Source organism: Frateuria sp. GZRe12 (genome assembly GCF_051900535.1).
Classification (GTDB): domain Bacteria; phylum Pseudomonadota; class Gammaproteobacteria; order Xanthomonadales; family Rhodanobacteraceae; genus Frateuria_A.
The window spans coordinates 54,228-75,270 of sequence record NZ_JBHZGI010000001.1 but is presented as its reverse complement, the minus strand read 5'-3'; the positions used below and the strand labels follow the sequence as shown (position 1 = coordinate 75,270).

Genomic DNA, 21,043 nt, shown 5'->3' with positions numbered 1-21,043 from the left:
TACTGCTGAATAGCCATCACCACGTATGGACACATCCTCTCGTCGCCGAACAAGCACATCGACCGAACCATCGTTGGGATGGACGTGGCTTTCACGCGAGGCGCTATCTCGCGCCAAAGCGCAGATGGATGACGAGTCCTCAGGCGTGCGCGATGAGGTGGGTTTCCTAGTTATCCAGCAACGATATGCCGATCACTTCTTCCCTGGCACATCGGTACTTCACGCACGCGCTCGGTATGCACTGTTCGTGCCTTGGTTACTCGAAGACCTCCAAGGTTTGACAGTGACAGCGGCGAAACGTGCACTGAGGGATCGCGAAAAAGAAATCGCCGGGCGCCTTCGGGAAGCGAAGGAGCACAAAGTGATCGGAGGGCGGGTCCACCCTCGCCCGGCGAGCCAGCCGCCATCGGTGGTCTACTGGAATGCGCTTGCGGTGTGGGGCATTCTTCGACAAGGCCGGAACGGGCGGACGCTATCCCGAACGGAGGTGCTTCAGCGGCTGAGTAGGATGAGCGCGACGAAAGACGATGATGGCCAACCACTTCATGGGCTGGATCCGCCGTTTATTCGGCTTCCCGAACGACCTCGCGAGTGGCGTTCCGGTGATCTCACACTCCGCCTGACAGCATCCGAAGCGGATTTTCTTCGTGATCGGTTATCGCGCCTACGTCCCAAAGGGTGTGATCAGCTGTCGTTACTCGCCCGCCTGGCAGGTAGCCCAATCAGAACACCATCGAGTATGTGGGCCCAAGACATTCGCGCGGTGGCCGGTCCGGACAAAGGCGCTTTAGTACAAGCGGAACGCGCCGCCAGCCTCGCTTGCATCGGTCGGTCGATTTATGACGCGCTTGTTCAACACCTCGTTGGCCACCAGGATAAACGCATCAGTACGGAGGTGTATCGAGAACACCTCCAACGTGCACTGGAAGCGCATGGCTCGACGGCCTCTCAACTGGACGTGGACAAGCTCGAAGATGACATCGGCGCGCTGCCGCCTCCCTTGCGCATTGTCCTAACGGAAACGCTGAACTGGATGACGAAGCGCGCAACGGACGTCACATCGCTCCTCGAGGTTTATACGGTGGCGGAGTCGCGCAAAGGGGCTCGCGCGCGTCTTGCCTTGACCCCTGACGGACGGGCAAGGCGCCTGGAGTGGTCGGCCGACCTACATGGTTTCGCTGGGCCGCTTCACTACCGATGGGAGCAGGTACGCACGCTGCTCGACGACTTGGCGGATGCCGCATGAAAGATACCTCCCGTCATTGGCCAGCCATCTCTTTTTTGGAGTGTCTGCGTCCTGGCCCGGACGAGAGCGTCGATCTGGCCCTCCTCGCGTCTTATTCGGCAGATCTTGGGACGATGGGTGCAACGTTGCTTGCCTTGGCCAGAAAAGCCACGGATTCAGGCCGAGGCAGTCCATCCGATTTTGCAGAAGCCGTTGAGCGCTTACGCGGAAAGGTCCGCCTCGTCATTCAACGTGGCCGTTTGGCCACGATGCGGAAAACGCCGCGCATCGCGTCCGTGTTAGATCAATTCGTGCGGGAAGTCAGCTTCGATGAAGCTGTGCAAAGTTGGCACCCCAAAGTCGCTCTTGTTCGCTTGCGGAACTCGCACGGTACAACGAGCTGGCGCCTCTGGCTCGGGAGCCGGAACCTCACGGAATGTGCAAATCGCGACCTTGGCCTCCTTCTGGTGTCGGGCGACAAGCGTGGCGATCGCATTCCAGGCGTCGACGATTTGGCCCGCGATCTGGCCTCTAGGGCTTCGCTCAAGGGCGCACGCCCTGCGACCCTGGCGTCGGCCATCGCGAAAGTCACCTGGGTAGCACCCCCTGGCGTAAGCGTCGAGCGTATCCATTGGTCAGGTGGCAGCGGACGCCAAACGATTCCCATACCCACGGAAAGCACGACCGAAATCATCGTGGTGAGCCCTTTCGTCGATGTCACGTTCCTAGCGTTGCAAGCGAAAAAGGGGGCGCGAAATGTAAGTCGAACGCTCCTGACCACGATGAGTGAAATCGAGCGTGTGGGTCCAGAGATGGGCATGTTCGATGAGTTGCTGGCCCTTGATGCGCCGAATTATCCAGCCGCCTTCCAGCGGGGGGAGCCGAACATTGAATCGTTCGAAGACGCCTCGAGCCCGCCGAATGATGAAGAGGAGGCGGATCTCGGCAGCGGTCTTCACGCAAAACTGCTGTTCATGAGAACAGGTCGTGAGCGCCGACTGTGGATGGGAAGTGCGAACGCGACGATGCGCGCATGGACTGGGCGCAATGCCGAAGTCGTCGCTGAACTCCTAATCAAGGAGTCCGTTGAAAACGGCCTGAAGGCCTTGCTTGGCGCGGCCCGCGTGACGACGGCCCCCGAACTCATCCATGCCCCGGATGACTCCGAGCAGGAGGCGAAGGCCCTCGAGAAGGCTCGCGCGCAAGTGGCGGCACGATGGGGCGCGACCTTACATCAAGAAGGCGAACGGACCCTCCTTACCCATCATGTTGTTGGTCATCCGCAGGGCCCGCATCCTGATGCGCCGGATATCCTGCTCGAGGTGGGCTCGCTTCATGGCGAACTCCTGACGTGGCCGCGCGAGCAGGTTGTCGTTGATCTTGGGTCCATGGAAGCGGCCGATCGGAGCGAGTTTGTCCGTCTACAGGTACGTCGGGGCGATCGACGCCTTTCATGGTTGCAGCGTGCCCCGGCCGATCCACCGTTCGGGGAGGATCGGGACCGCACCGCGTTTGTACGTTTCTTGGGCTCCCGCGGGTTCTTTCTCTGGCTGGGAGGGTTGCTCGCGGACGATGGGCGTGAGGGAGAGGGCGACTGGGCCGCTGACGGGACGAATGGGGAGCTTGCACCAGCACCCAATGTGGGTGCCGATATCGAGCTTCCCACGCTCGAGGAAATGCTAACGGCATGGGCGCGCGACCCTGCCCGATTTGGTGATATCGATCGACGGATCTCGCGATATCTGCCGGCGATTCTTGAGCAGGTCAGGCATGAAGAACCACTGGCCGCAGAAACGCTTCGCAGCTTCGAAGACCTGTGGCGAAAGATCCGGCATGGACTTAGTGTGGCGACTACAGAAGGAAAGCATCAGTGAGTGCGCCCCGGCCGTTTCAGGAAGCAACGATCGGCGCTGCGATCAGCGCGTTTTCGAGTCACCAAGGGCGTCGCCGCTTTCTAGTCGCCGATGAGGTGGGCCTCGGAAAGACGGTGGTGGCCAGAGAGCTGGTACGCCAACTGTCTGACGATGGACAGCGCCCCTTGGTGGTCTATTACATCGCCAACGGGCACTCTGTTGCCCACCAGAATAAGAGCCGTATCGTTGGCTTTCTGGATAGCGAGCACATTAAGAAGGCGACCAAGACGCCGGACCGGCTTTCCCTAATCGCGATTGAGAAGCGACCGGACGAGCCGGTCGTTATCTATGCGCTTACACCGACCACTTCATTTCCGGGCCAACGTGCTCGCCTCACCGGCGGACGCAAGGAAGAACGGGCATTCCTGAGTCTGCTCCTCGAAAAAGCCTATCCGGCCCTCTCTCGTGCACTTGATCCTGATCTCTTGCGACTCAACGCTCGGGGTTCTTGGGGCTGGGCCGTCGACGATGCAAGAAGGCGATTCGATGCGGCTCCAGCCGGGCTCGTGCACCGATTTCGGGATGCACTTTTAGCCGAGTTTGGTGGCCCCGTGCGCACTACGCTCGAACAGGCCGTACAAGACCTGCGACCAACGGCGTTTGTCGGACGTCTCCGCCGGGCGCTCGCCATGGCTACCCTTCTTCACCAGCCGCCCGATGTTGTCATCCTTGATGAGTTTCAACGCTATCGAGACCTCCTTGAAGAAAGCGAAACAAACCCTCTCCTCAAAGCTCTTTTTCAGAAAAAGGGTTTACGGCCACCTCCGGCCATCCTTCTACTGAGTGCTACGCCGTACCCCCACCTGACCACGCGCTGGGAAGAGTCCCGGGGTGCGCTGGCGCACGTGGAACTCTTGAAATTGATCGGATTCCTCGGTGGGCCTAAGCTGCAAGATGAGGCTGGCGCCCTCTTCTCCGCATTCGGCAACAAGTTACGCGATATCGCCACTCGCGTGGACAGACATCACCCAGAGCTGAAGGCCCAAGTCTTGGACGCGGAGGAGCTCGGGGATCGTCTTCGCCGCCTGCTAACGCCGCTGATGTCACGCACGGAACGAGACAGCGTGGCATCGCCAGACTCCTCAGCCAGCACCGATATCCTTAAGGCCGACCCGTCCCCTGAGGATTTTGCCATCTATAAACATCTGGCGGAGGGTTTCGGGGAGCGCCAGCGCCATGAGGCTTTGCCCTATTGGTCGTCTGTCCCTCTTCCGGCCCAGTCCCTCGGTCACGGTTACGTTGCCTGGAAACATGCCACGTTTACGGCGGGTCAGAAGCTCGTGCGCATGACCCTTGAGCGTCGCAATCGGATCCACGCGCCGGCCGCGTGGCCGGATGCCAAGCTCCGTGCGATACGTCGTGTTGCGCCACCGGAGGTATTGTCACTGCCGTGGGTCGCGCCGTCACTCCCTTGGTGGCCGATGGCGGGAGCCTGGCAAAAGGTCGCCGCTGATCCGAAGCTCCTGATGTTTAGCCGCTTTCGCGCAACACCGCCGAGCGTCGCGTCCTTGCTCAGTTTCGATGTCGAGAGCTATTGCCTGCACCGCCGCGGCAACTACACGAAGGTGATGCGCCGTCGCCGCTTTAAACTGGCGGCAGTTCCCGGACCCGTAATGGTGGCGTTCCATCCGTCGCCATGGCTGATCCTCCATACGGACCCTCTCGCTAAGGCCGGATCGTCGATGGCCGCGATTCGCAAGGAAGTTCAGCGCCAGATTCTTGCCGCGCTGCCTAAGGGCATCGTTGACCGTAGTACTGCCAAGGCGCGAAAGCGCCACCGATCAGGTGCGGCGGTGCTCGCGTCGATCGAGCGTTCTGCGGAGCTGGCGACGCGATCGACTAGGGCTTGGAAGTTGACCCTTGGTGATGATCGCGCCGCGCAATCGGCGGCAGCACGGTGGGGAAAGGCGCGACCGATCGATCGCTTATCACCCATGGAGTTGGCAGACCTCGTCGATTACGCCATTGGAGCACCTGGCGTGGCGCTGGGGCGAGCGCTATTCCGGCACGATCGAACGATACTGGACGAGGCTCGGTACCCTGAACTCGTCCAACTAAGCTGGCAAGGGCTGCGTGCCTATCTCGATAATCCCATCATCCTTGCAACGCTGCCAGGTAAAACCGCCGTTGACCAGGTCATGAAGGCCGTGGTGGACGGGGGCCTGGAGAGCGTGCTCGATGAGCACTTCTGGCTTCGGACGCCGCAGTTGCAAGAGGGTTCTGCGGGACTCGCGAAGGATCTCAAGGCGGCACTGGGCTTACGTGCCGGCGGCTTTACCTTCCATGGCCTGGGACGAAGTGCTGAGAAGGTTTCCGTTCGATGCCACGTCGCTATGCCGTTTGGTGACGCCGAAGCGGAGCCCTCGACAACGGCAGGCAGCGGCGCGGCGCCTACAGCGCCGGCGCGTCCGGACGAAGTCCGTCGCAGCTTCAACACACCGTTCTGGCCCCATGTACTCACGACAACCTCCGTCGGACAAGAAGGCCTGGACTTCCATCCTTGGTGCTCGCGCGTGGTTCACTGGGATCTGTCGTCAAACCCGCTGGACTTAGAACAGCGTGAGGGCCGAATACAGCGCTATGCGGGATTGGTCATCCGTCGCCGGCTGAAAGAACTCTTGTGGGACGACGTTGTTCGCGATCTCACCGTGCTTCATGGTTCCCCCTGGCAATGCGTCGCGCGTCACGCGGAACGTTTGGCGGATACGAGCGGCCTTCGGCCATGGTGGGTGCTCGATGGCGCGCAGATCCAGCGCCACATCTTCCAGCGACCTTTTGGCAGGGATCAGGTGCGATTTGCACAGCTCCGAGAACAACGGATGATCTACCGCTTGGCGCTTGGTCAGCCGAACCAAGAGGACTTCATTGCCGTTCTTTCGCGGGGCGGGGAAGCAACGCATCGATTGCTACAACCGTTGGTTCTTGATCTTTCATCGATGGGCCTGCGAAAGCTGGCGCGGCCAACTGGCGATGCGTCCGAGGAAAATTTCGACATCTAAAGTGAAGCGCATGACGAGAGGTCGCGGGAGCAATTCAGGCATGCCAGCCAGTGCCCGAAGGGAGTCAAGCAGTTGGCTGCAGAGATGCTCAATGTTGTTACGAGGCGTCTTAAATCCACGCAGCAAGCCAGCCCGTAGCCTTGATGGCACCTTCAAGCCGAAGCTGGTCCGAGCACAGGGCTCGATGCGAGGCTCAAGCGATTGAGTTCAAGGAAGTCGCCTGGCGACCGTTCGACATTTATACCCAAGCTTGTACCCATCCGAGCTCGGTGCGGCCTGCCTTGAGCTGATCCAAGTAATCAGCCCATGCCTGCATGACCTCTCGGCGCTTTTCGCGAAATTTGACGCGCGCATAGGCAGCTTCGACCTCGTCCTTCGGGGCATGCGCGAGCTGGGCCTCGAGCACGTCCACATCAATGCCGAGTCGCTCACGGCCAAGTGTCCGCAGTGATGCCCGGAAGCCATGGGTAGTGTGTTCGCCCTGAAAGCCCATCTCGCGCAAGGCCTTGCTCAAGGCATCTCGACTGAGATGCGCCGATTTCTGGCGAGCTTGGGGAGGGAACACGTATTCGCTTCCCATGTTCCGCTCCCGCATCTCACGCAACACTTGGAGAGCCTGCCGAGGCAGCGACGTGCTGTAGTCCTTCCCCGTCTTCATGCGATGGGTGCCATCCGGATTCTTCCCCGGTACACGCCATTCGGCGGCCTCCAAGTCGATCTCATCCCATCGAGCGCTGGCCACTACGCCTGATCGCATCGCGGTCAAGGCGGCCAAGACCAGAGCGGCACGTACGACACGGTTTTCGTGCGAATCGATCGCCCGCATGACATCGCCCAGTTTGCTGGCGTTGTCGGTTACCGCGGGCATATAGCCGCTGCGATGGGTCGGCAGGATGCGGTCCAGCCGCAGCCGGCTGTCGTCGGGGCGCAGGCCTTCGTTGATGGCATGCTCCACGATGCTGGCCATGTATTGCCGTGCCTTCCGGGCAAGCTGCGGGGTTTCCTTGGCCATCTCGACCAGCAAAGGGCGGACATCCTTCGTCTCCATCGTTCGAACGTCGAGGTCGCCGACCTTGGGTACGAGGTAGGACTCCACCACCAAGCGGGCCTTGCGGTAGGTCTCCATCGCCCAAGTTGCACGCTTTTCCGCCATCCATCGGGCCGACACAGCACGCAAGGACGCGTGCTCAATTTCAGAGCGCTCTTGCGCTACGGCATCCTGTCGGGCCCCGAGTGCAGCCCTCGCCTCCTGCTGCGCCTTTCGAATTCCCGCCGCAGTTTTGCCTTGCTTGGCCGCGCGCTGTATCTCGATCGCCTTGATGCGCGCCTGGCTCAACGACACCTCTGGGTAGTGCCCGATCGTCGCGGGAGCGGGTCTGGAGCCATCTGGAAGGCGATAGCGCACCCGCCAAGCCTTGAGGCCAGCCGGGCTCACCCAAAGCACCAGCCCGTTGCCATCGGACATGCGGTAAGGCTTGTTGCCTGGCTTGGCCCGACGAACTTGTAGCTCTGTCAGTGAGACGGCGAGGCGGGGCATGGCTTGGGACCTACTTGGGTACAAACGATGCAAATTGTACCCAAATTTATACCCAAAATTCTCGGACACCCTCGGACACGATCGGACGACTTCGGATAGTTCAGGCATAAAAAACCCCGCGAATCGCGGGGTTGTGTGCAATTCCGAACGATAGAGGACTGTTCAGAATCTAGTGTTGGTGCCCAAGGGGGGACTCGAACCCCCACGCCTCTCGGCGCTACCACCTCAAGGTAGTGCGTCTACCAATTCCGCCACCTGGGCAGGTGTGTTGCCTGTTACTTCGTCGAGCCCGCCGGGGCGGGAACGTCAGACTTCGCGGGAGCGCCGGCAGCCGGCACATCGCTATTGTTCTTGGCCGGGGCCTGCGGCACGTCACTGCCGGCCGGAGCCGCGGGCTGCGCATTCTGGGCGGGCGCGGGCTTCTTGGCAAGACCGGACATCACGCCGAGATCGGCCTGCGTCGCCTGCGGCGCGCCGTTGCGGCTCAGGTAGATACCCATGCCGAGGCTCAGCACGAAGAACAGCGCGGCCAGCACCGCGGTTGCGCGGGTGAGGAAGCTGGCCGAGCCGCGCGCACCGAACACCGTCGCCGATGCACCGCCGCCGAAACCGGAGCCTGCGTCGGCACCGGCGCCGCGCTGCATCAGGATCAGCACGATCATCGCCGCGGCGATCAGGATGTAAAACACGCTGAAGATGACGAACATGTTCTTTAGGGATCCGTAGGCTTCAATGCGCTGCGGCGCAGATGCCGAGGAAATCGTCTGCGGTGAGCGAAGCACCGCCGATCAGGCCCCCATCCACGTCCGGCTGCGCGAACAATGCCGCGGCATTCGCCGCCTTGACGCTGCCGCCGTAAAGCAGCCGGGTCAGACGGGCAATCATACCATCCTCACGTTCCAGTTGGCTACGAATGAACGCATGCGCCTGCTGCGCCTGTTCCGGCGAAGCGGTCTGGCCGGTGCCGATCGCCCACACCGGTTCGTAGGCGATCACGGCGGTATAGAACGGCGCAACGCCGCATTGCGCGATGACGGCGCCTAGTTGGCGCGAGAGCACCGCTTCGGTCTGGCCGGCCTGCCGTTCGTCGAGCGTTTCGCCGATGCACAGGACAGGAGTGAGGCCGGCCGCGCAGGCGGCAGCGAACTTGCGCGCTACCAGCTCGTCGCTCTCGCCATGGTACTGGCGGCGCTCGGAATGGCCGACCAGCACCCACTGCGCACCCACGTCTGCCAGCATGGCCGCGGAGACTTCGCCGGTATAGGCACCCTGCCCTTCGTGTTCGCTGACGTCCTGTGCGCCGAAACCCACCCCGGCGGTCCCATGGCGAGCGGTGAGCTCGGCCAGATAGGGAAACGGCGGGAACACGACGACGTCGGCATCCTGCGGTCGCTGCGCGGCGATCTCGGCCACCAGGGCCTGCGCCATCGAGCGGCTGCCATGCATCTTCCAGTTGCCTGCGATGAGTTTCCTGCGCATCCGGAGTCGTCCGATGAAAAACGGCAAGCATAGCGATCGCCCTGCAGGCCGGCAAACGGGTGCTGGCCGCCACGTTCGCGCTCGGCGATCATGGCCTGGTCCTTCTCCCGGAAGCCGTGATGCCTGCCCATCGTCCCTTGAGCCTGGTCACCGGCGCTTCTGCCGGCATCGGTGCGGCCTTCGCGAGGCAACTCGCGGCACGCGGGCATGACCTTATCCTGGTGGCGCGCCGCACCGAGCGCCTGCACGCCTTGGCGGCGGAACTGCACGAGCACCGCGGCGTGCAGGCGCACGTCCTGCCCGCCGACCTGGCCGATCCGACCGCGCCGCGCCAGCTCGTCGACGTCCTGCACGAGCAAAAGCTCCAGGTGGACTGGCTGGTCAACAACGCCGGCTACGGCGTGCCGGGCACCTTCGAGGCCAGCGACTGGCCGGTCCATGCCGACTTCCTGCAGGTGCTGCTCACCGCGCCGACGGAGCTCGCGTGGCGACTGCTGCCGGGAATGCGCGGTCGGGGCTACGGCCGCATTGTCAACGTCGCATCGCTGGCAGGCCATGTGCCGGGTTCAGCTGGTCACACGCTGTACGCGGCGAGCAAGGCGTACCTGATCAAGTTCTCGCAATCGCTCGCCCTGGAAAACCGGCACCGGGGCGTGCACGTGTGCGCGCTGTGCCCGGGATTTACCTGGTCGGAATTCCATGACGTCACCGGCACTCGCGCGCTGGTCGGCAAGTTGCCGCGTTTCATGTGGCAGGACGCGCAGGCGGTCGTGCGCGAGGGCATCGAGGCGGTCGAGCGCGGTGAAGCGGTGCACGTCACCGGGCGCGTGAACCGCGCGATCAAGGCGCTTACCAAGCTGACGCCCGATCGCCTCGCACTTTGGCTTTCGGCCCGCGAGTCCAGGCGCTATCGCCAACTCGATTGACGCGGACACGCCCCGACTGCGCTAACGTCACCCGCCTGCCGCTCGCGAGCCCACCATGAGCCTGTTTCCTACCCAGATGCGCCCGCTGCCCTACCGCAAGCCCACCGAGGGGCGCGACTACTGGGTGATCGACGATGCCTTGCCCGACCCAATGGCAGTGCGAGAACGCTGCCTGGCCAGGACGGACTGGGAGTATGGCTTCCCCACCACCGGCGAAGTCTGGCCGGGCATGCGGACCATGCCCGCGCTGGAGCTGGACGAACTGGCGACCATCGAGGCGAAGGTACGCCAGGCCACGGGCGCGAAGAAGCTGTGGGTCGGCGAGACCGAGGCCGGGCAAAAGCTCAACCACAACTGCGTGCAGGTGGTCGGTGCGGTCGAAGGGGCGGTCAAGCCGCACACCGATTCGCTCAACCTCTGCCGCTACGCGGCCGTGCTCTACCTCAACCCGGCGGTCCCGGACAGCTGTGGCACCAGTTTCTTCCGACAGCGCATGCCCAATGGCCAGCTGGGCGGGAACATGGTGGCGCCGCCGCACCGCAACCTGGTCGACGCGCTCGGCAATCGCTTCGTGATGCCCAACGCTTTTGCCGAAGACGTGCGCGTGGCACACCGCTTCAACCGACTGTTGGTCTACAAGGCGAACATCGTGCACAGCGCCAGCGCCTACTGGGGACTGGAGGATGCGGCCAGCAAGCGGATGACGGCGGTATTTTTCTGGATGGCATGAACGCGATCGTCCGGTCGCGCGACGCGCGCGCACCGCGCGATTATCGTCCGCGCGTGCAGGTCAGCGTATCGCCGACCACGAAGCTCTTGCCGTCGCGCTCGATCTTCCAATCAACCCGATAGCGCTGTCCGTCCAGCCGGGTGTAGACGAAACGTTGAGCCGGCATCACGTCCGCGGCCGATTCCCAGGTCAGCACTTCATGCTGCCAGCCGGGCGACTGGAAGCGGCGCACGCCGCCGAAGTTGTCCAGCAGCGTGGCGACGTAATGCATGCCCTTGGTGTCGTAGCCCCAGCTTTCGATGGCGCTGTAGCTTGCCGGCGCCACATCGTCGTGATGCTTGACCATCGCGGCGCCATGCAGGTCGGACGCGTAACGCATGTCCGAGGCGATGATCTTTCCGCTTGCCGGAAAGAAGCCTTCGCAATGCCAGCCGCCCCGGAAATAATCCAGGGCGCGCATGGGGGAGACTTCAGCGGCGCTTGTCGTCGTTGTCGCAAGCAGGAGCCACAGCAAGCTCTGGCGCATGGGATCACCGCGTCGTGGGAGAGCCAACGCTAGGTGGGAAGATGCGGCGACGCATCGACCGGAAGTCATGTTTCCGGAATGAAGGAACACGACTTCCGGCCTGTCTGCACCGACTCCGTCCCGGAGGGGGATGCGCCCGGCTTCAGATGAGCTTGATCTCGCGCAGCCGCTGCATCAGGTATTCATGCGACGTCAGCGAGGTGTCGTAGCGGCTCGGATTGTCGGGCGTGACGCATCCGGGCAACGGGTCGAGCACCACGTCCGGGTTCGGATGCAGGAAGAACGGCACCGAGTAGCGTGGCTTGCGCGCGTTTTCGTTCTGCGGGTTGACCACGCGGTGCGAGGTCGACGGATACACGTGGTTGGTGAGCCGCTGCAGCATGTCGCCGATGTTGACCACGATGGCATCGCCCTCGGTGGTGATCGGCAACCACTCGCCCTCGCTCAACACCTCCAGGCCCTCGGCGCTGGCGCCAACCAGCAGGGTGATGAAGTTGATGTCCTCGTGGGCACCGGCGCGCACGTTGGGAATGTTTTCCTGGGTGATCGGCGGATAGTGGATCGGACGCAGGATCGAGTTGCCCTGGTCGGTCTTGTCCTCGAAATAGTTCTCGGGCAGGTCGATGTGCAGCGCCAGCGCGCGCAGCACGCGGGTCCCGAGCTGGTCCAGCGCTTCGTACAAGCCGTAGCCGCAGGGTTTGAACTGCGGCACTTCCTCCGGCCACAGGTTCGGCGGCATCACCTCGGCGAATTTCGAATCGCGCGGGATCTCGCGGCCGACGTGCCAGAACTCCTTGAGATCCGGATAACGGCTGTCCTTGGCCGTTTCGACCTTGAACGGTGTGTAGCCACGCGCGCCGCCGGACCCGGGCACGTGGTACTTCATCTTGGTGTCGGCAGGCAGCGCGAAGAACTGCTCGAATGCCTGATAGGCGCCGTCGATCAGCTCGCGCGGAATGCCGTGGCCGCTGATACAGCAGAAGCCGAACTGGCGGTAGGCCGCGCCCAATTCGGCGACGAAAGCGTCGCGGTCGGTGTCGTAGCGGCGGATGTCGAGCGTGGGGACCTGCTTCATGGGTTTTCCGTCATGTGCACATGCGCGGCGGATTTTACGGCGTCGGCCAGCCAACCCGCCAACTGCTGCACCTCGCCCGCATCGGCGCCCTCGATGGTGACGCGCACCAACGGCTCGGTGCCGGACGCGCGCAACACGACGCGCCCGCGTCCCTGCAGGGTGCGCTCGACCTCGGTCAGCGCGTGGCGCACGGTATCGCTCGCCAGCGCCTCGCGCGCACCGGGCGCGCGCACGTTGACCATCACCTGCGGCAGCTTCTGCAGGCCGCGGCGCGCCAGCGCCAGGTCCTGATCGGACGCTGCCAGCGTCTCCAGCACGGCCAGCGCGGCGATGATGCCGTCGCCGGTGGTGGCGCGGTCCAGGCACAGGATGTGGCCGGAGGTCTCCCCACCGAGCATGCCGCCGTTGGCCTTCAGCTGCTGCAGCACGTAACGGTCGCCCACGTTGGCGCGGATCAGTGGCACTTCCAGCTCGGCCAACGCCTGCTCCAGGCCGTAGTTGCTCATCAGCGTGCCGACCACCGGCCCGCGCAGGCAGCCGCGCGCGAACAGGCTGCGCGCCAGCACGTAAAGGATATCGTCGCCGTCGGCGATGGTGCCGTTGCGATCGACCAGGATGACGCGATCGCCGTCGCCGTCGAAGGCGATGCCGACGTCGGCGCGCTGCGCCAGCACGGCCTGCTGCAGCGCCTGGGGATGGGTCGAGCCCACGTCGCGATTGATGTTGAAACCGTCCGGCCGGTCGCCGATGGCAGTGACGTCGGCGCCGAGTTCGGCGAAGACCTTGGGCGCCACCTGGTAGGTCGCGCCGTGCGCACAGTCGAGCACGATCTTCGTGCCGCGCAGAGTGAATTCCTCCGGCACCGTTGCCTTGCAGTACTCGGCGTAGCGAGCCACCGCATCGGCCACCCGTGTCGCCTTGCCGAGCTGTTCGGAGGACACCGTGACGAACTCCGCGTCCAGTTCTTCCTCGATCGCCTGCTCCACCTCGTCGGAAAACTTCTCGCCCATCGCCGAGAAGAACTTGATGCCGTTATCGGTATGCGGATTGTGCGAGGCGCTGATCACGATGCCCGCGGCCGCCCGCATCGAGCGCGTAAGGAAGGCCACGGCCGGCGTGGGCATCGGGCCGAGCAGCCCCACGTCAACTCCGGCGGCGACCAGGCCCGCTTCCAGCGCGGACTCGAACATGTAGCCCGATACGCGGGTGTCCTTGCCGATCAACACCATCGGCTTGCGGCTTGATCCGCGGGCCAGCACCGCGCCCGCGGCGCGACCGAGGCGCAGCATGAAATCGGCACTGATCGGCCACTCCCCGACCTGGCCACGGATTCCATCGGTGCCGAAATACTTGCGTGTGCTCATCATCTTTCCTTGTGGTGGCGCCACGGGGTGGGCGTCACCTAGATAACTCAGTCTTCGTCTGGCCAGCGTGGAGCCGGCGGACGCGTGTCACGTCGTGGTGGCGTGTCGCCTTCGTGCACCGCACGCCAGACAGCCAGGGCGTCGACGGTGGCGGCGACGTCGTGTACACGCACCATGCGCGCGCCACGCTGTACGGCGATCAACGCCGCGGCGGCGGAGCCGGCGGCGCGCGCTTCGCCGGAAGGACGGCCGGTCAGCATACCGATCATCGACTTGCGCGACAGGCCCACATAGACGCCCGCGCCAAGCTCGGCGAAACGCTCCAGCGCACGCAGCAGCGCGAGGTTGTGTTCCAGCGCCTTGCCGAAACCGAAGCCGGGATCGACCAGCACGCGCCGCTTGTCGATGCCGGCCAGTTCGCATGCGAACAGGCGGTCGGTGAGGAAACGGTGGACTTCGCCCACCACGTCGTCGTACTGCGGATCGTCCTGCATCCCGCGCGGCTCGCCCTGCATGTGCATCAGGCAGACCGGCACGCGCAGCTCGGCAGCGGCATCCAGCGCGCCCTCTCTGCGCAACGCGTAGACGTCGTTGATCATGCCCGCGCCTGCAGCCACCGCCGCACGCATCACTTCGGGCTTTGACGTGTCGATGGCAATCGGGAGCGCGGTGCGTGTGACCAGTTGCTCGATGACCGGGATCACACGGCGCAATTCCTCGTCGACCGGGACATCGTCCGCACCGGGCCGCGTGGACTCGCCACCGACATCCAGCATGTCGGCGCCCCGCTCCGCCATCGCCAGGCCATGCGCCACGGCCGCGTCGGTGTTGGCGTAAGCGCCGCCGTCGGAGAACGAATCGGGCGTCACGTTGAGGATGCCGACCACGCGCGGGCGGTCGAGCACGAGCCGCCGGCCGGCGCAGTCCAGGACGGTGGCGAAGGGATCGTCGAACATCGTCTGGCTCAGGCCTGGCCGCCCAACGCGCCCATGTGCTGGCGGTAGTAGCGCAACTCGTCGATCGAATCGCGGATGTCCGACAGCGCGGTGTGCGCCGATTCCTTGCTCAGGCCGCGCGCGATCGTCGGCGACCAGCGGCGCGACAGCTCCTTGAGCGTGGAGACGTCCAGGTTGCGATAGTGGAAATGCCGCTCCAGCCGAGGCATCTGGCGATGCAGGAAACGCCGGTCCTGGCAGATCGAGTTGCCGCACATCGGCGACTTGCCGGCCGGCGTCCACGCCTTGAGGAACTCCAGTGTGGCCTGCTCGGCCTGCGCGTGATCGGTGGTCGAATCGAGCACCTGCTGCCACAGGCCGGACTTGCTGTGCTGGTTGCGGTTCCAGCTGTCCATCGATTCCAGCCGGTCGACCTCGTGACGGATCGCGAAGACCGGCCCTTCGGCCAGCAGGTTCAGTTCCTTGTCCGTCACGATCGTGGCGATTTCCAGGATGGAATCGTTGTCCGTATCCAGGCCGGTCATCTCCAGATCGATCCAGATCAGGTTGTCGTCGTTCGCTTGGTTCATGCATCCTCCTTGGAGCGCGCAGTCTAGCGCAGGAGCCCGTCCGCAGCCCCGTGCCATGCGATGATCGAAGCCATGCAGACCTTCCTCTGGCACGACTACGAAACCTTCGGCGCCGACAGCCGGCGCGACCGGCCGGCGCAGTTCGCCGGCATCCGCACCACGGCCGAACTGGAGATCGTCGGCGAACCGGTGATGTTCTTCGCGCGGCCTCCGCGCGACATGGCGCCGGACCCGGACGCCTGCCTGATCACCGGCATCACGCCGCAGCAGGCCGAGCGCGAAGGCGTATCCGAGGCCGAGTTCGCCGCCCGCGTGCACGAACAGATGGCCCTGCCCGGCACCTGCGGCGTGGGCTACAACTCGCTGCGCTTCGATGACGAGTTCACCCGGCAGCTCCTGTACCGCAACTTTTTCGATCCGTACGGGCGCGAATGGGAGAACGGCAACTCGCGTTGGGACCTGATCGACCTGGTGCGTATGTGCCAGGCGCTGCGGCCCGAGGGCATCGCCTGGCCCACGCGCGAGGACGGCACGCCCAGCTTCAGGCTCGAACACCTGGCCGCGGCCAACCACCTCAAGCAGGAGCGCGCGCACGACGCACTGTCCGACGTCTACGCGCTGATCGACCTGGCGCGGCTGATCCGCGTGCGCCAGCCGCGGCTGTGGGACTGGCACTTCGACCTGCGCCGCAAGCAGAAGGTATTCGGCCTGCTCGACGTGGCGGGCATGACGCCGCTGGTGCACGTGTCCTCGCGCTACCCGGCCAGCCGCCATTGCCTGGCGGTGATCGCGCCGCTGGCGCCGCATCCCTCGCGGCCCGGCGAGGTGATCGTCTACGACCTGGACACCGATCCTGCGACGTGGCTCGACCTGGACGAGGACGACATCGCCGACCGCATCTTCACCGCCCGCGCCGACCTGCCCGAAGGCATCGAACGCATTCCGCTGCGCACGGTGCGCGCCAACCGCGCGCCCGCGCTGGCACCCTTGTCGGTCCTGCGCGACCTGGACCGCGGCCGCCTGAAACTCGACCTGGAGCGCTGCCTGCGCCACCACGCGCTGCTGCGCGCCACCGAGGGCCTAGTCGACAAACTGCGCCACGTGTTCGCCCGTGCCGCCGAGATGGCCGCGCCGGAGGATCCGGAGCTCGCCCTCTACAGCGGCTTCCTGCCCGATGCCGACAAGCGCCTGCTGGCCGAGGTCCGTGCCACGCCCCCGGAGCAACTGGGCCGGCGCAGCTTTCCGTTCCGCGACCCGCGTTACCCGGAACTGCTGTTCCGCTACCGCGCGCGCAACTGGCCCGATAGCCTGGATGCCGCGGAACACGCCCGCTGGGAAACCTTCCGGCTGGCGCGCCTCACTCGCCCCACCGCGCTCACCGCACGCACGCTCGATGACTATTTCGCGCGCATCGCCACCCTGCGGACCGAACGCCCCGACCAGGCCGCCCTGCTCGACCAGCTCGAAGCCTGGGGCCGCGAACTCGCCCCGCTCCCGGCCATGGCGGCAGACCTCCTGTAGGAGCACCCTTGGGCGCGACCGTGGGTCATCCCTGTCGTGCACGCCAGCATCGGCAGGAGCGCATCTGTGCGCAGCCGCCAGCCGCGTCATGCACAGGGTGCGCTTCTGCCGGCGAGCGCGGATGACCGATAATCGACAGATGCCACAGCCTTATTTCACCCCCGCCACCTTCCGCTTCCTGCGTGCCCTCGGCCGCAACAACAGCCGCGAGTGGTTCGCGGGACACAAGCCCGATTACGAGCGCCACGTGCGCGAGCCGTTCCTGGCGCTGATCGCGGACATGGCCGCGCCGCTGGGAAAGATCAGCCCGCACTATCGCGCCGACGCACGCAAGAACGGCGGCTCGCTGTTCCGCATCCACCGCGATACGCGGTTTTCCAACAACAAGCTGCCGTACAAGACCTGGCAAGGCTCCCGCTTCTTCCACGCGCGCCGCCACGAAATCCCGGCGCCGTCGTTTTATCTGCACATCGAGCCGGGCGACTGCTTCGCCGGCGGCGGCATGTGGCATCCGGAAGCGGATACGCTCAAGAACATCCGCGGCTTCCTTGCCGACAACCCCGAAGCCTGGAAGCGGGCCACTCGTGGCAAGTCATTCCAGGGTCTGAGCTTTTGGGGCGAGAGCCTGACTCGCCCGCCGCGGGGCTTCGATCCGGATCACGAGCTGATCGACGATCTCAAGCGCAAGGATTTTGCCGCCGGCGAGAACTTCGACGACGTCTTCGCCTGCTCGTCCGAACTACTGCCGTGGGCGGTGGAGAGCTTTCGTCGTGTGGCGCCGATGGTCGACTACCTGTGCGCCGCCCAGGAACTCGAGTTCTAGCCCAAGCTCCTGTGGGAGGCCCGCTGGCGACGCAGCAGCACGAGCGCCACCACCATCCCGAGCACCGCCGTCGCCGCCACGTAGTGAGCCGGCGCCAGTACGCCGAAACGCCTCACCAGCAGCCCGATCAGCGGCGGCGTCAGTCCGCCAAACAGTGCGTAGGCTACGTTGTACGAGGCCGACAATCCGGAAAAGCGCACCGCGGGCGGAAACGCCAGCACCATCAGCACCGGCACTACGCCGACCACGCCCACGGCGAATCCAGCCAGGGCGTACAACACTACGAAGTGCGTGCCCCCCGCCGCCAGGTCCAGGTACAACGCGTACGAGGCCAGCAGCAGCCCCGCGGCACCAAACAACAGCGCCCTCGCCGGACCGATCCGGTCGGACAGGCCGCCGTAGAACAGGCAGCCCACCGCCAGTGCGAACGACGCCACGTTGTTGCCAAGGAACGCCCGTGCCGGCGCGACGTGGAACACCGACTGCACCAGCGAAGGCGTCATCAGAATCAGCACCACGATCGCCGCGGTGAGCATCCAGGTCACCAGCAGCGACAGCAGGATGGCCCGCTGGTGACGTGCCGCCACTTGCGCCAGCGGTACCCCGGCGACCAGCTCGTGCCGCGCCTGCATTGCCTCGAACACCGGCGTCTCGCTGAGCCAGCGTCGCAGCCACACCGCCAGGAAGCCGAACACGCCGCCGACGAGGAACGGCAACCGCCAACCGTAGTCGAGCATCGCCTCCGGCGAGAGCGACCGGTTGAGGCCCGCGGCAACCAGCGAGCCGATCAGGATGCCCACGGTGAGTCCCGAGGTCAGGCTGGCGCAGGCAAAGCCCACCCTTTGCGGCGGGACGTGTTCGGCGACGAACACCCACGCCCCCGGCACCTCGCCACCCACGGCGATCCCCTGCACCACCCGCAACAGCAACAGCAGCAACGGCGCCAGCATGCCGATCTGCGCATAGGCCGGCAGCAGGCCGATACCCAGCGTGGGCAGCGCCATCAGGAACACGCTCAGTGTGAACATCCGCTTGCGCCCGAGCTTGTCGCCGTAGTGCGCCATCACGATGCCGCCGAGTGGCCGCGCGAGATAGCCGGCCGCGAAAATGCCGTAGATCTTCACCTGCGCCAGCCAGGCCACGCTGTCGGGCGGAAAGAACAGCTTGCTGAGCGGAATCGCGAAGAACACGAAGACCACGAAGTCGTAGAACTCCAGCGCCCCGCCGAGTGCTGCCAGCGCCAGCGTACGCACATCGCTCGAACGCAGGCGTTCGGTTCCAGCCGGCGAGGAGATGGGATTCGGGTTCGACATGCGGGTAACCCCGGGAATGGAACGGTCAATTGTGGAGCCCGAGGCCGGATCGGCTCGCGCGTGCGTGTCGCGAATGAAGCGCGACACGCACGCGGCGGCGGTCAGTCGCCGAGATACTTGGCCAGGAAGGCCTGCATGTGCCGGTACATGTCGGCGCGGTCCTCCTCGGTATAGAAGCCGTGCCCTTCCTTCGGCTTGCTCAACCACTCGTAGGACTTGCCCGCCTTCTCCAGCGCACTGCGCAGAACCTTCGCGTTTTCGTAGGGAACGCGCGGGTCGTCCTCGCCGTGCGCGATCAGCACCGGCACGTTGAACCTGTCCAGTTGGTACAGCGGCGAGATGGCGCGAGCGGCGGTCTCGTCACCGATCGCCTCGGCGAAGTACTTGCGCCCTAGCTTCAGGTGCGAGGTATCGCTCTTGCGAAAACCGATGCTCCAGTCGGACACGCCGGCATAGTCGATCGCGCACTTGAACAGACCCGGCGAAAGGATCGGCTGCATCAGCGACGAATAGCCGCCGAAGCTGCCTCCGTACACACACAGGCGCGCCTGGTCCACGTAACCCTGCCCGATCGCCCAGTTCAATCCATCGAGCAGGTCCTGCTGGATGCGGTCGCCGAAGTGGCGGTAACCGGCCTGCTGGAAATCCGGCCCGCGACCGCCGGAACCGCGATAATTGATCTGCACCACCGCATAGCCAAGGCTGGCCAGGAACTGCGAATCCGGATCGTAATTCCAGCCGTCGCTGGGACCGATCGGCCCGCCATGGGGCAGCAGGATGGTCGGCAACTTCTTCGGCGCCCTGCCTTGGGGCAGCGTGATGTAACCGGCCAGCTCCATGCCGTCGCTGGCCTTGAACCGGAACGGCCGGCGCTCGGCCATCTGTTCAGGATGGACCCAGTCCTCGACCTGATAGAGCGGGCGCAGGTTCATCGTGCGGGTATCGAACAGCGCCACGCTGCCGGGATCACGGTCGCTGGTGGCGACCACCAGCATGCTCTTGCCGCTCTGGTCCATGCTGCCGATGGTGACCAGGTGGTCGGCGAACTTGTCGTTCAGCGCCTTGAGCACCTGCGCGTGGACGCTCTGGTCCAGGTATGCCAGATGCGGGCGACCGTCGGCGAAGACGGCTGCATAGGGCGTATCGGTGGCTTCGTCCCACAACACCTCGTCCACCGCCGCGAATGCGTCGCTGGCGAGCACCTGGCGATCGCTGCCATCGGGGCGGGTGACGACCAGCGCTTCGGGACCGCCGTCGGCGCTGTAGAGCGACCACAACTTGCTGCCGTCGCGGCTCATCCTTAGCGGCGTCATCTCGCGTCCGGTGACGCTGGCGTCGAGCTTGCGCCAAGGCTGCGAAGCAGCCTCGCGCGCGTACACATCCATCGTGTGGGCGTCGACCAGCCCATAGGCATAGCGGGCGACGCCATCGTGGAGCACGAACGCCATGTTGCCCTTGTCGATACTGCCGACCAGGCTGGCCTTCCCGTTGGACGCATCGACGTCGTACACCTCGCTGCGCACGGCATCCCAGTCGTTGGTGATCTGGCGCTCGGGCCAGCGCGACAGGTGCAGGTAGATATGGCCGTTGCGCGGGTATGGCAGCCCGGCGATCGAGGCGAGGCCGCGCGGCATGTCCATCGAATGGATGCCGCTACCTGCCGCGCCGCGTTCGCGCGCGCTGTAAAGCGTTTGCTTGTGGCTGCCGTCGTAGTCCACCGCGATGACTTCGCCGGTCTGCTGCGGCACTTCGAGCGAGCCGGAGGTATAGGCGAGTGACACGGCCAGCCGCGTGTTGCTGACCCAGACGATCTGCGCCGGCTGGTAATGCGGCGCCATGTCGAGTCGGCTGACGCCCTTGAGGTCGGGGAGGTGGAACACCACCAACTGGTAGTCGGCCTCATCCCACCTGGCGTTGTTGTTGTGGAGCGAAAGCGCCAGGTACTGGCCATCCGGCGACAGGCTCGGCGAACGCAGCATCGGAAGCTTGGCGAAGCTCTCCACATCGGGCGGTGCGGCAAGCGCTCCGCTGGCACACGACAGCAACACAGCGGACATCAAGGCCCGCAACCACAGACGTACTGACAC

Annotated in this window: 17 protein-coding genes and 1 tRNA gene; 7 read left to right on the top strand and 11 right to left on the bottom strand. The window is 64.7% G+C overall.

What is annotated here, in order from left to right; translation table 11 throughout:
* The first annotated feature begins 25 nt into the window (after positions 1-25).
* Genes ACFWZ4_RS00330 through ACFWZ4_RS00320 form a run of 3 tightly spaced genes read left to right on the top strand, consistent with a single transcriptional unit; the run spans position 26 to position 6,137 of the window.
* Entirely contained in the window at positions 26-1,246 is a 1,221-nt protein-coding gene (locus ACFWZ4_RS00330) for a DUF6361 family protein (protein ID WP_439702782.1), read from the top strand.
* The gene (locus tag ACFWZ4_RS00325; RefSeq protein ID WP_439702781.1) at positions 1,243-3,099 is read left to right on the top strand and encodes a hypothetical protein; all 1,857 of its coding nucleotides are present in this window, start codon (positions 1,243-1,245) and stop codon (positions 3,097-3,099) included. Before ACFWZ4_RS00330 ends, ACFWZ4_RS00325 begins: the two co-directional genes overlap by 4 nt.
* Positions 3,096-6,137, top strand: a complete 3,042-nt coding sequence (locus tag ACFWZ4_RS00320) for a helicase-related protein (protein WP_439702780.1) — start codon at positions 3,096-3,098, stop codon at positions 6,135-6,137. The genes ACFWZ4_RS00325 and ACFWZ4_RS00320 overlap by 4 nt, the downstream gene beginning before the upstream one ends.
* Before the next feature lie 238 nt (positions 6,138-6,375).
* Here the strand turns inward: ACFWZ4_RS00320 and ACFWZ4_RS00315 are convergent, their stop codons facing one another.
* The 4 genes from ACFWZ4_RS00315 to tpiA all read right to left on the bottom strand — a co-directional run bounded on the left by ACFWZ4_RS00315 (position 6,376) and on the right by tpiA (position 9,153).
* Positions 6,376-7,674: a tyrosine-type recombinase/integrase gene (locus ACFWZ4_RS00315; protein WP_439702779.1), complete on the bottom strand. Its 1,299-nt coding sequence runs from the start codon at positions 7,672-7,674 to the stop codon at positions 6,376-6,378.
* Between the two features lie 176 nt (positions 7,675-7,850).
* Positions 7,851-7,935 (bottom strand) — tRNA-Leu (locus tag ACFWZ4_RS00310).
* Positions 7,936-7,949: 14 nt separating this feature from the next.
* A complete protein-coding gene (secG, locus tag ACFWZ4_RS00305; protein WP_439702778.1) occupies positions 7,950-8,381 on the bottom strand; it encodes a preprotein translocase subunit SecG in 432 nt (143 codons plus the stop codon).
* 22 nt (positions 8,382-8,403) lie between these two features.
* Positions 8,404-9,153, bottom strand: a complete 750-nt coding sequence (gene tpiA / locus ACFWZ4_RS00300; protein WP_439702777.1) for a triose-phosphate isomerase — start codon at positions 9,151-9,153, stop codon at positions 8,404-8,406.
* 119 nt (positions 9,154-9,272) lie between these two features.
* Between tpiA and ACFWZ4_RS00295 the strand changes: the two genes are divergently transcribed.
* Complete coding sequence (locus tag ACFWZ4_RS00295) at positions 9,273-10,079, top strand: SDR family NAD(P)-dependent oxidoreductase (RefSeq protein ID WP_439702776.1); 807 nt, start codon at positions 9,273-9,275, stop codon at positions 10,077-10,079.
* A gap of 55 nt (positions 10,080-10,134) precedes the next feature.
* Entirely contained in the window at positions 10,135-10,809 is a 675-nt protein-coding gene (locus tag ACFWZ4_RS00290) for a DUF6445 family protein (RefSeq protein WP_439702775.1), read from the top strand.
* Positions 10,810-10,849: 40 nt separating this feature from the next.
* Here the strand turns inward: ACFWZ4_RS00290 and ACFWZ4_RS00285 are convergent, their stop codons facing one another.
* From ACFWZ4_RS00285 to orn, 5 genes are all read right to left on the bottom strand, one after another.
* Positions 10,850-11,269, bottom strand: coding sequence for a hypothetical protein (locus tag ACFWZ4_RS00285; RefSeq protein WP_439702774.1), 420 nt, complete (start codon positions 11,267-11,269; stop codon positions 10,850-10,852).
* A 208-nt stretch (positions 11,270-11,477) separates the two neighbouring features.
* Entirely contained in the window at positions 11,478-12,410 is a 933-nt protein-coding gene (locus ACFWZ4_RS00280; protein WP_439702773.1) for an isopenicillin N synthase family dioxygenase, read from the bottom strand.
* Entirely contained in the window at positions 12,407-13,774 is a 1,368-nt protein-coding gene (glmM, locus tag ACFWZ4_RS00275; RefSeq protein WP_439702772.1) for a phosphoglucosamine mutase, read from the bottom strand. Before glmM ends, ACFWZ4_RS00280 begins: the two co-directional genes overlap by 4 nt.
* A 47-nt stretch (positions 13,775-13,821) precedes the next feature.
* The gene (folP, locus tag ACFWZ4_RS00270; RefSeq protein WP_439702771.1) at positions 13,822-14,730 is read right to left on the bottom strand and encodes a dihydropteroate synthase; all 909 of its coding nucleotides are present in this window, start codon (positions 14,728-14,730) and stop codon (positions 13,822-13,824) included.
* Between the two features lie 8 nt (positions 14,731-14,738).
* A complete protein-coding gene (gene orn / locus ACFWZ4_RS00265) occupies positions 14,739-15,299 on the bottom strand; it encodes an oligoribonuclease (RefSeq protein ID WP_439702770.1) in 561 nt (186 codons plus the stop codon).
* 72 nt (positions 15,300-15,371) lie between these two features.
* On the opposite strand from orn, the gene sbcB reads away from it, so the two are divergent.
* Together sbcB and ACFWZ4_RS00255 are read left to right on the top strand one after the other, a co-directional pair.
* Positions 15,372-16,820 carry an exodeoxyribonuclease I gene (sbcB, locus tag ACFWZ4_RS00260; RefSeq protein ID WP_439702769.1) on the top strand — a complete coding sequence of 483 codons (1,449 nt, stop codon included), beginning with the start codon at positions 15,372-15,374 and terminating at the stop codon, positions 16,818-16,820.
* 139 nt (positions 16,821-16,959) lie between these two features.
* Positions 16,960-17,643 carry a DUF2461 domain-containing protein gene (locus ACFWZ4_RS00255; protein WP_439703749.1) on the top strand — a complete coding sequence of 228 codons (684 nt, stop codon included), beginning with the start codon at positions 16,960-16,962 and terminating at the stop codon, positions 17,641-17,643.
* Here ACFWZ4_RS00255 and ACFWZ4_RS00250 read toward each other — a convergent pair.
* Both ACFWZ4_RS00250 and ACFWZ4_RS00245 read right to left on the bottom strand, forming a co-directional pair.
* Positions 17,640-18,956, bottom strand: coding sequence for an MFS transporter (locus ACFWZ4_RS00250; protein ID WP_439702768.1), 1,317 nt, complete (start codon positions 18,954-18,956; stop codon positions 17,640-17,642). The two genes, ACFWZ4_RS00255 and ACFWZ4_RS00250, sit on opposite strands and share 4 nt — an antisense overlap.
* Positions 18,957-19,057: 101 nt before the next feature.
* Positions 19,058-21,013 (bottom strand): prolyl oligopeptidase family serine peptidase, encoded by a 1,956-nt coding sequence (locus ACFWZ4_RS00245; RefSeq protein WP_439702767.1) that lies wholly within the window; start codon positions 21,011-21,013, stop codon positions 19,058-19,060.
* Positions 21,014-21,043 lie beyond the last annotated feature (30 nt).

What these genes read in the sequence shown, in the direction of transcription:
- ACFWZ4_RS00330 (WP_439702782.1), top strand. Translation starts at nt 26, where the DNA reads ATGGACACATCCTCTCGTCGCCGAACAAGCACATCGACCGAACCATCG.
- ACFWZ4_RS00325 (WP_439702781.1), top strand. Translation starts at nt 1,243, where the DNA reads ATGAAAGATACCTCCCGTCATTGGCCAGCCATCTCTTTTTTGGAGTGT.
- ACFWZ4_RS00315 (WP_439702779.1), bottom strand. Translation starts at nt 7,674, where the DNA reads ATGCCCCGCCTCGCCGTCTCACTGACAGAGCTACAAGTTCGTCGGGCC.
- secG (WP_439702778.1), bottom strand. Translation starts at nt 8,381, where the DNA reads ATGTTCGTCATCTTCAGCGTGTTTTACATCCTGATCGCCGCGGCGATG.
- tpiA (WP_439702777.1), bottom strand. Translation starts at nt 9,153, where the DNA reads ATGCGCAGGAAACTCATCGCAGGCAACTGGAAGATGCATGGCAGCCGC.
- ACFWZ4_RS00295 (WP_439702776.1), top strand. Translation starts at nt 9,273, where the DNA reads ATGCCTGCCCATCGTCCCTTGAGCCTGGTCACCGGCGCTTCTGCCGGC.
- ACFWZ4_RS00290 (WP_439702775.1), top strand. Translation starts at nt 10,135, where the DNA reads ATGAGCCTGTTTCCTACCCAGATGCGCCCGCTGCCCTACCGCAAGCCC.
- ACFWZ4_RS00285 (WP_439702774.1), bottom strand. Translation starts at nt 11,269, where the DNA reads ATGCGCGCCCTGGATTATTTCCGGGGCGGCTGGCATTGCGAAGGCTTC.
- ACFWZ4_RS00280 (WP_439702773.1), bottom strand. Translation starts at nt 12,410, where the DNA reads ATGAAGCAGGTCCCCACGCTCGACATCCGCCGCTACGACACCGACCGC.
- glmM (WP_439702772.1), bottom strand. Translation starts at nt 13,774, where the DNA reads ATGAGCACACGCAAGTATTTCGGCACCGATGGAATCCGTGGCCAGGTC.
- folP (WP_439702771.1), bottom strand. Translation starts at nt 14,730, where the DNA reads ATGTTCGACGATCCCTTCGCCACCGTCCTGGACTGCGCCGGCCGGCGG.
- orn (WP_439702770.1), bottom strand. Translation starts at nt 15,299, where the DNA reads ATGAACCAAGCGAACGACGACAACCTGATCTGGATCGATCTGGAGATG.
- sbcB (WP_439702769.1), top strand. Translation starts at nt 15,372, where the DNA reads ATGCAGACCTTCCTCTGGCACGACTACGAAACCTTCGGCGCCGACAGC.
- ACFWZ4_RS00255 (WP_439703749.1), top strand. Translation starts at nt 16,960, where the DNA reads ATGCCACAGCCTTATTTCACCCCCGCCACCTTCCGCTTCCTGCGTGCC.
- ACFWZ4_RS00250 (WP_439702768.1), bottom strand. Translation starts at nt 18,956, where the DNA reads ATGTCGAACCCGAATCCCATCTCCTCGCCGGCTGGAACCGAACGCCTG.
- ACFWZ4_RS00245 (WP_439702767.1), bottom strand. Translation starts at nt 21,013, where the DNA reads ATGTCCGCTGTGTTGCTGTCGTGTGCCAGCGGAGCGCTTGCCGCACCG.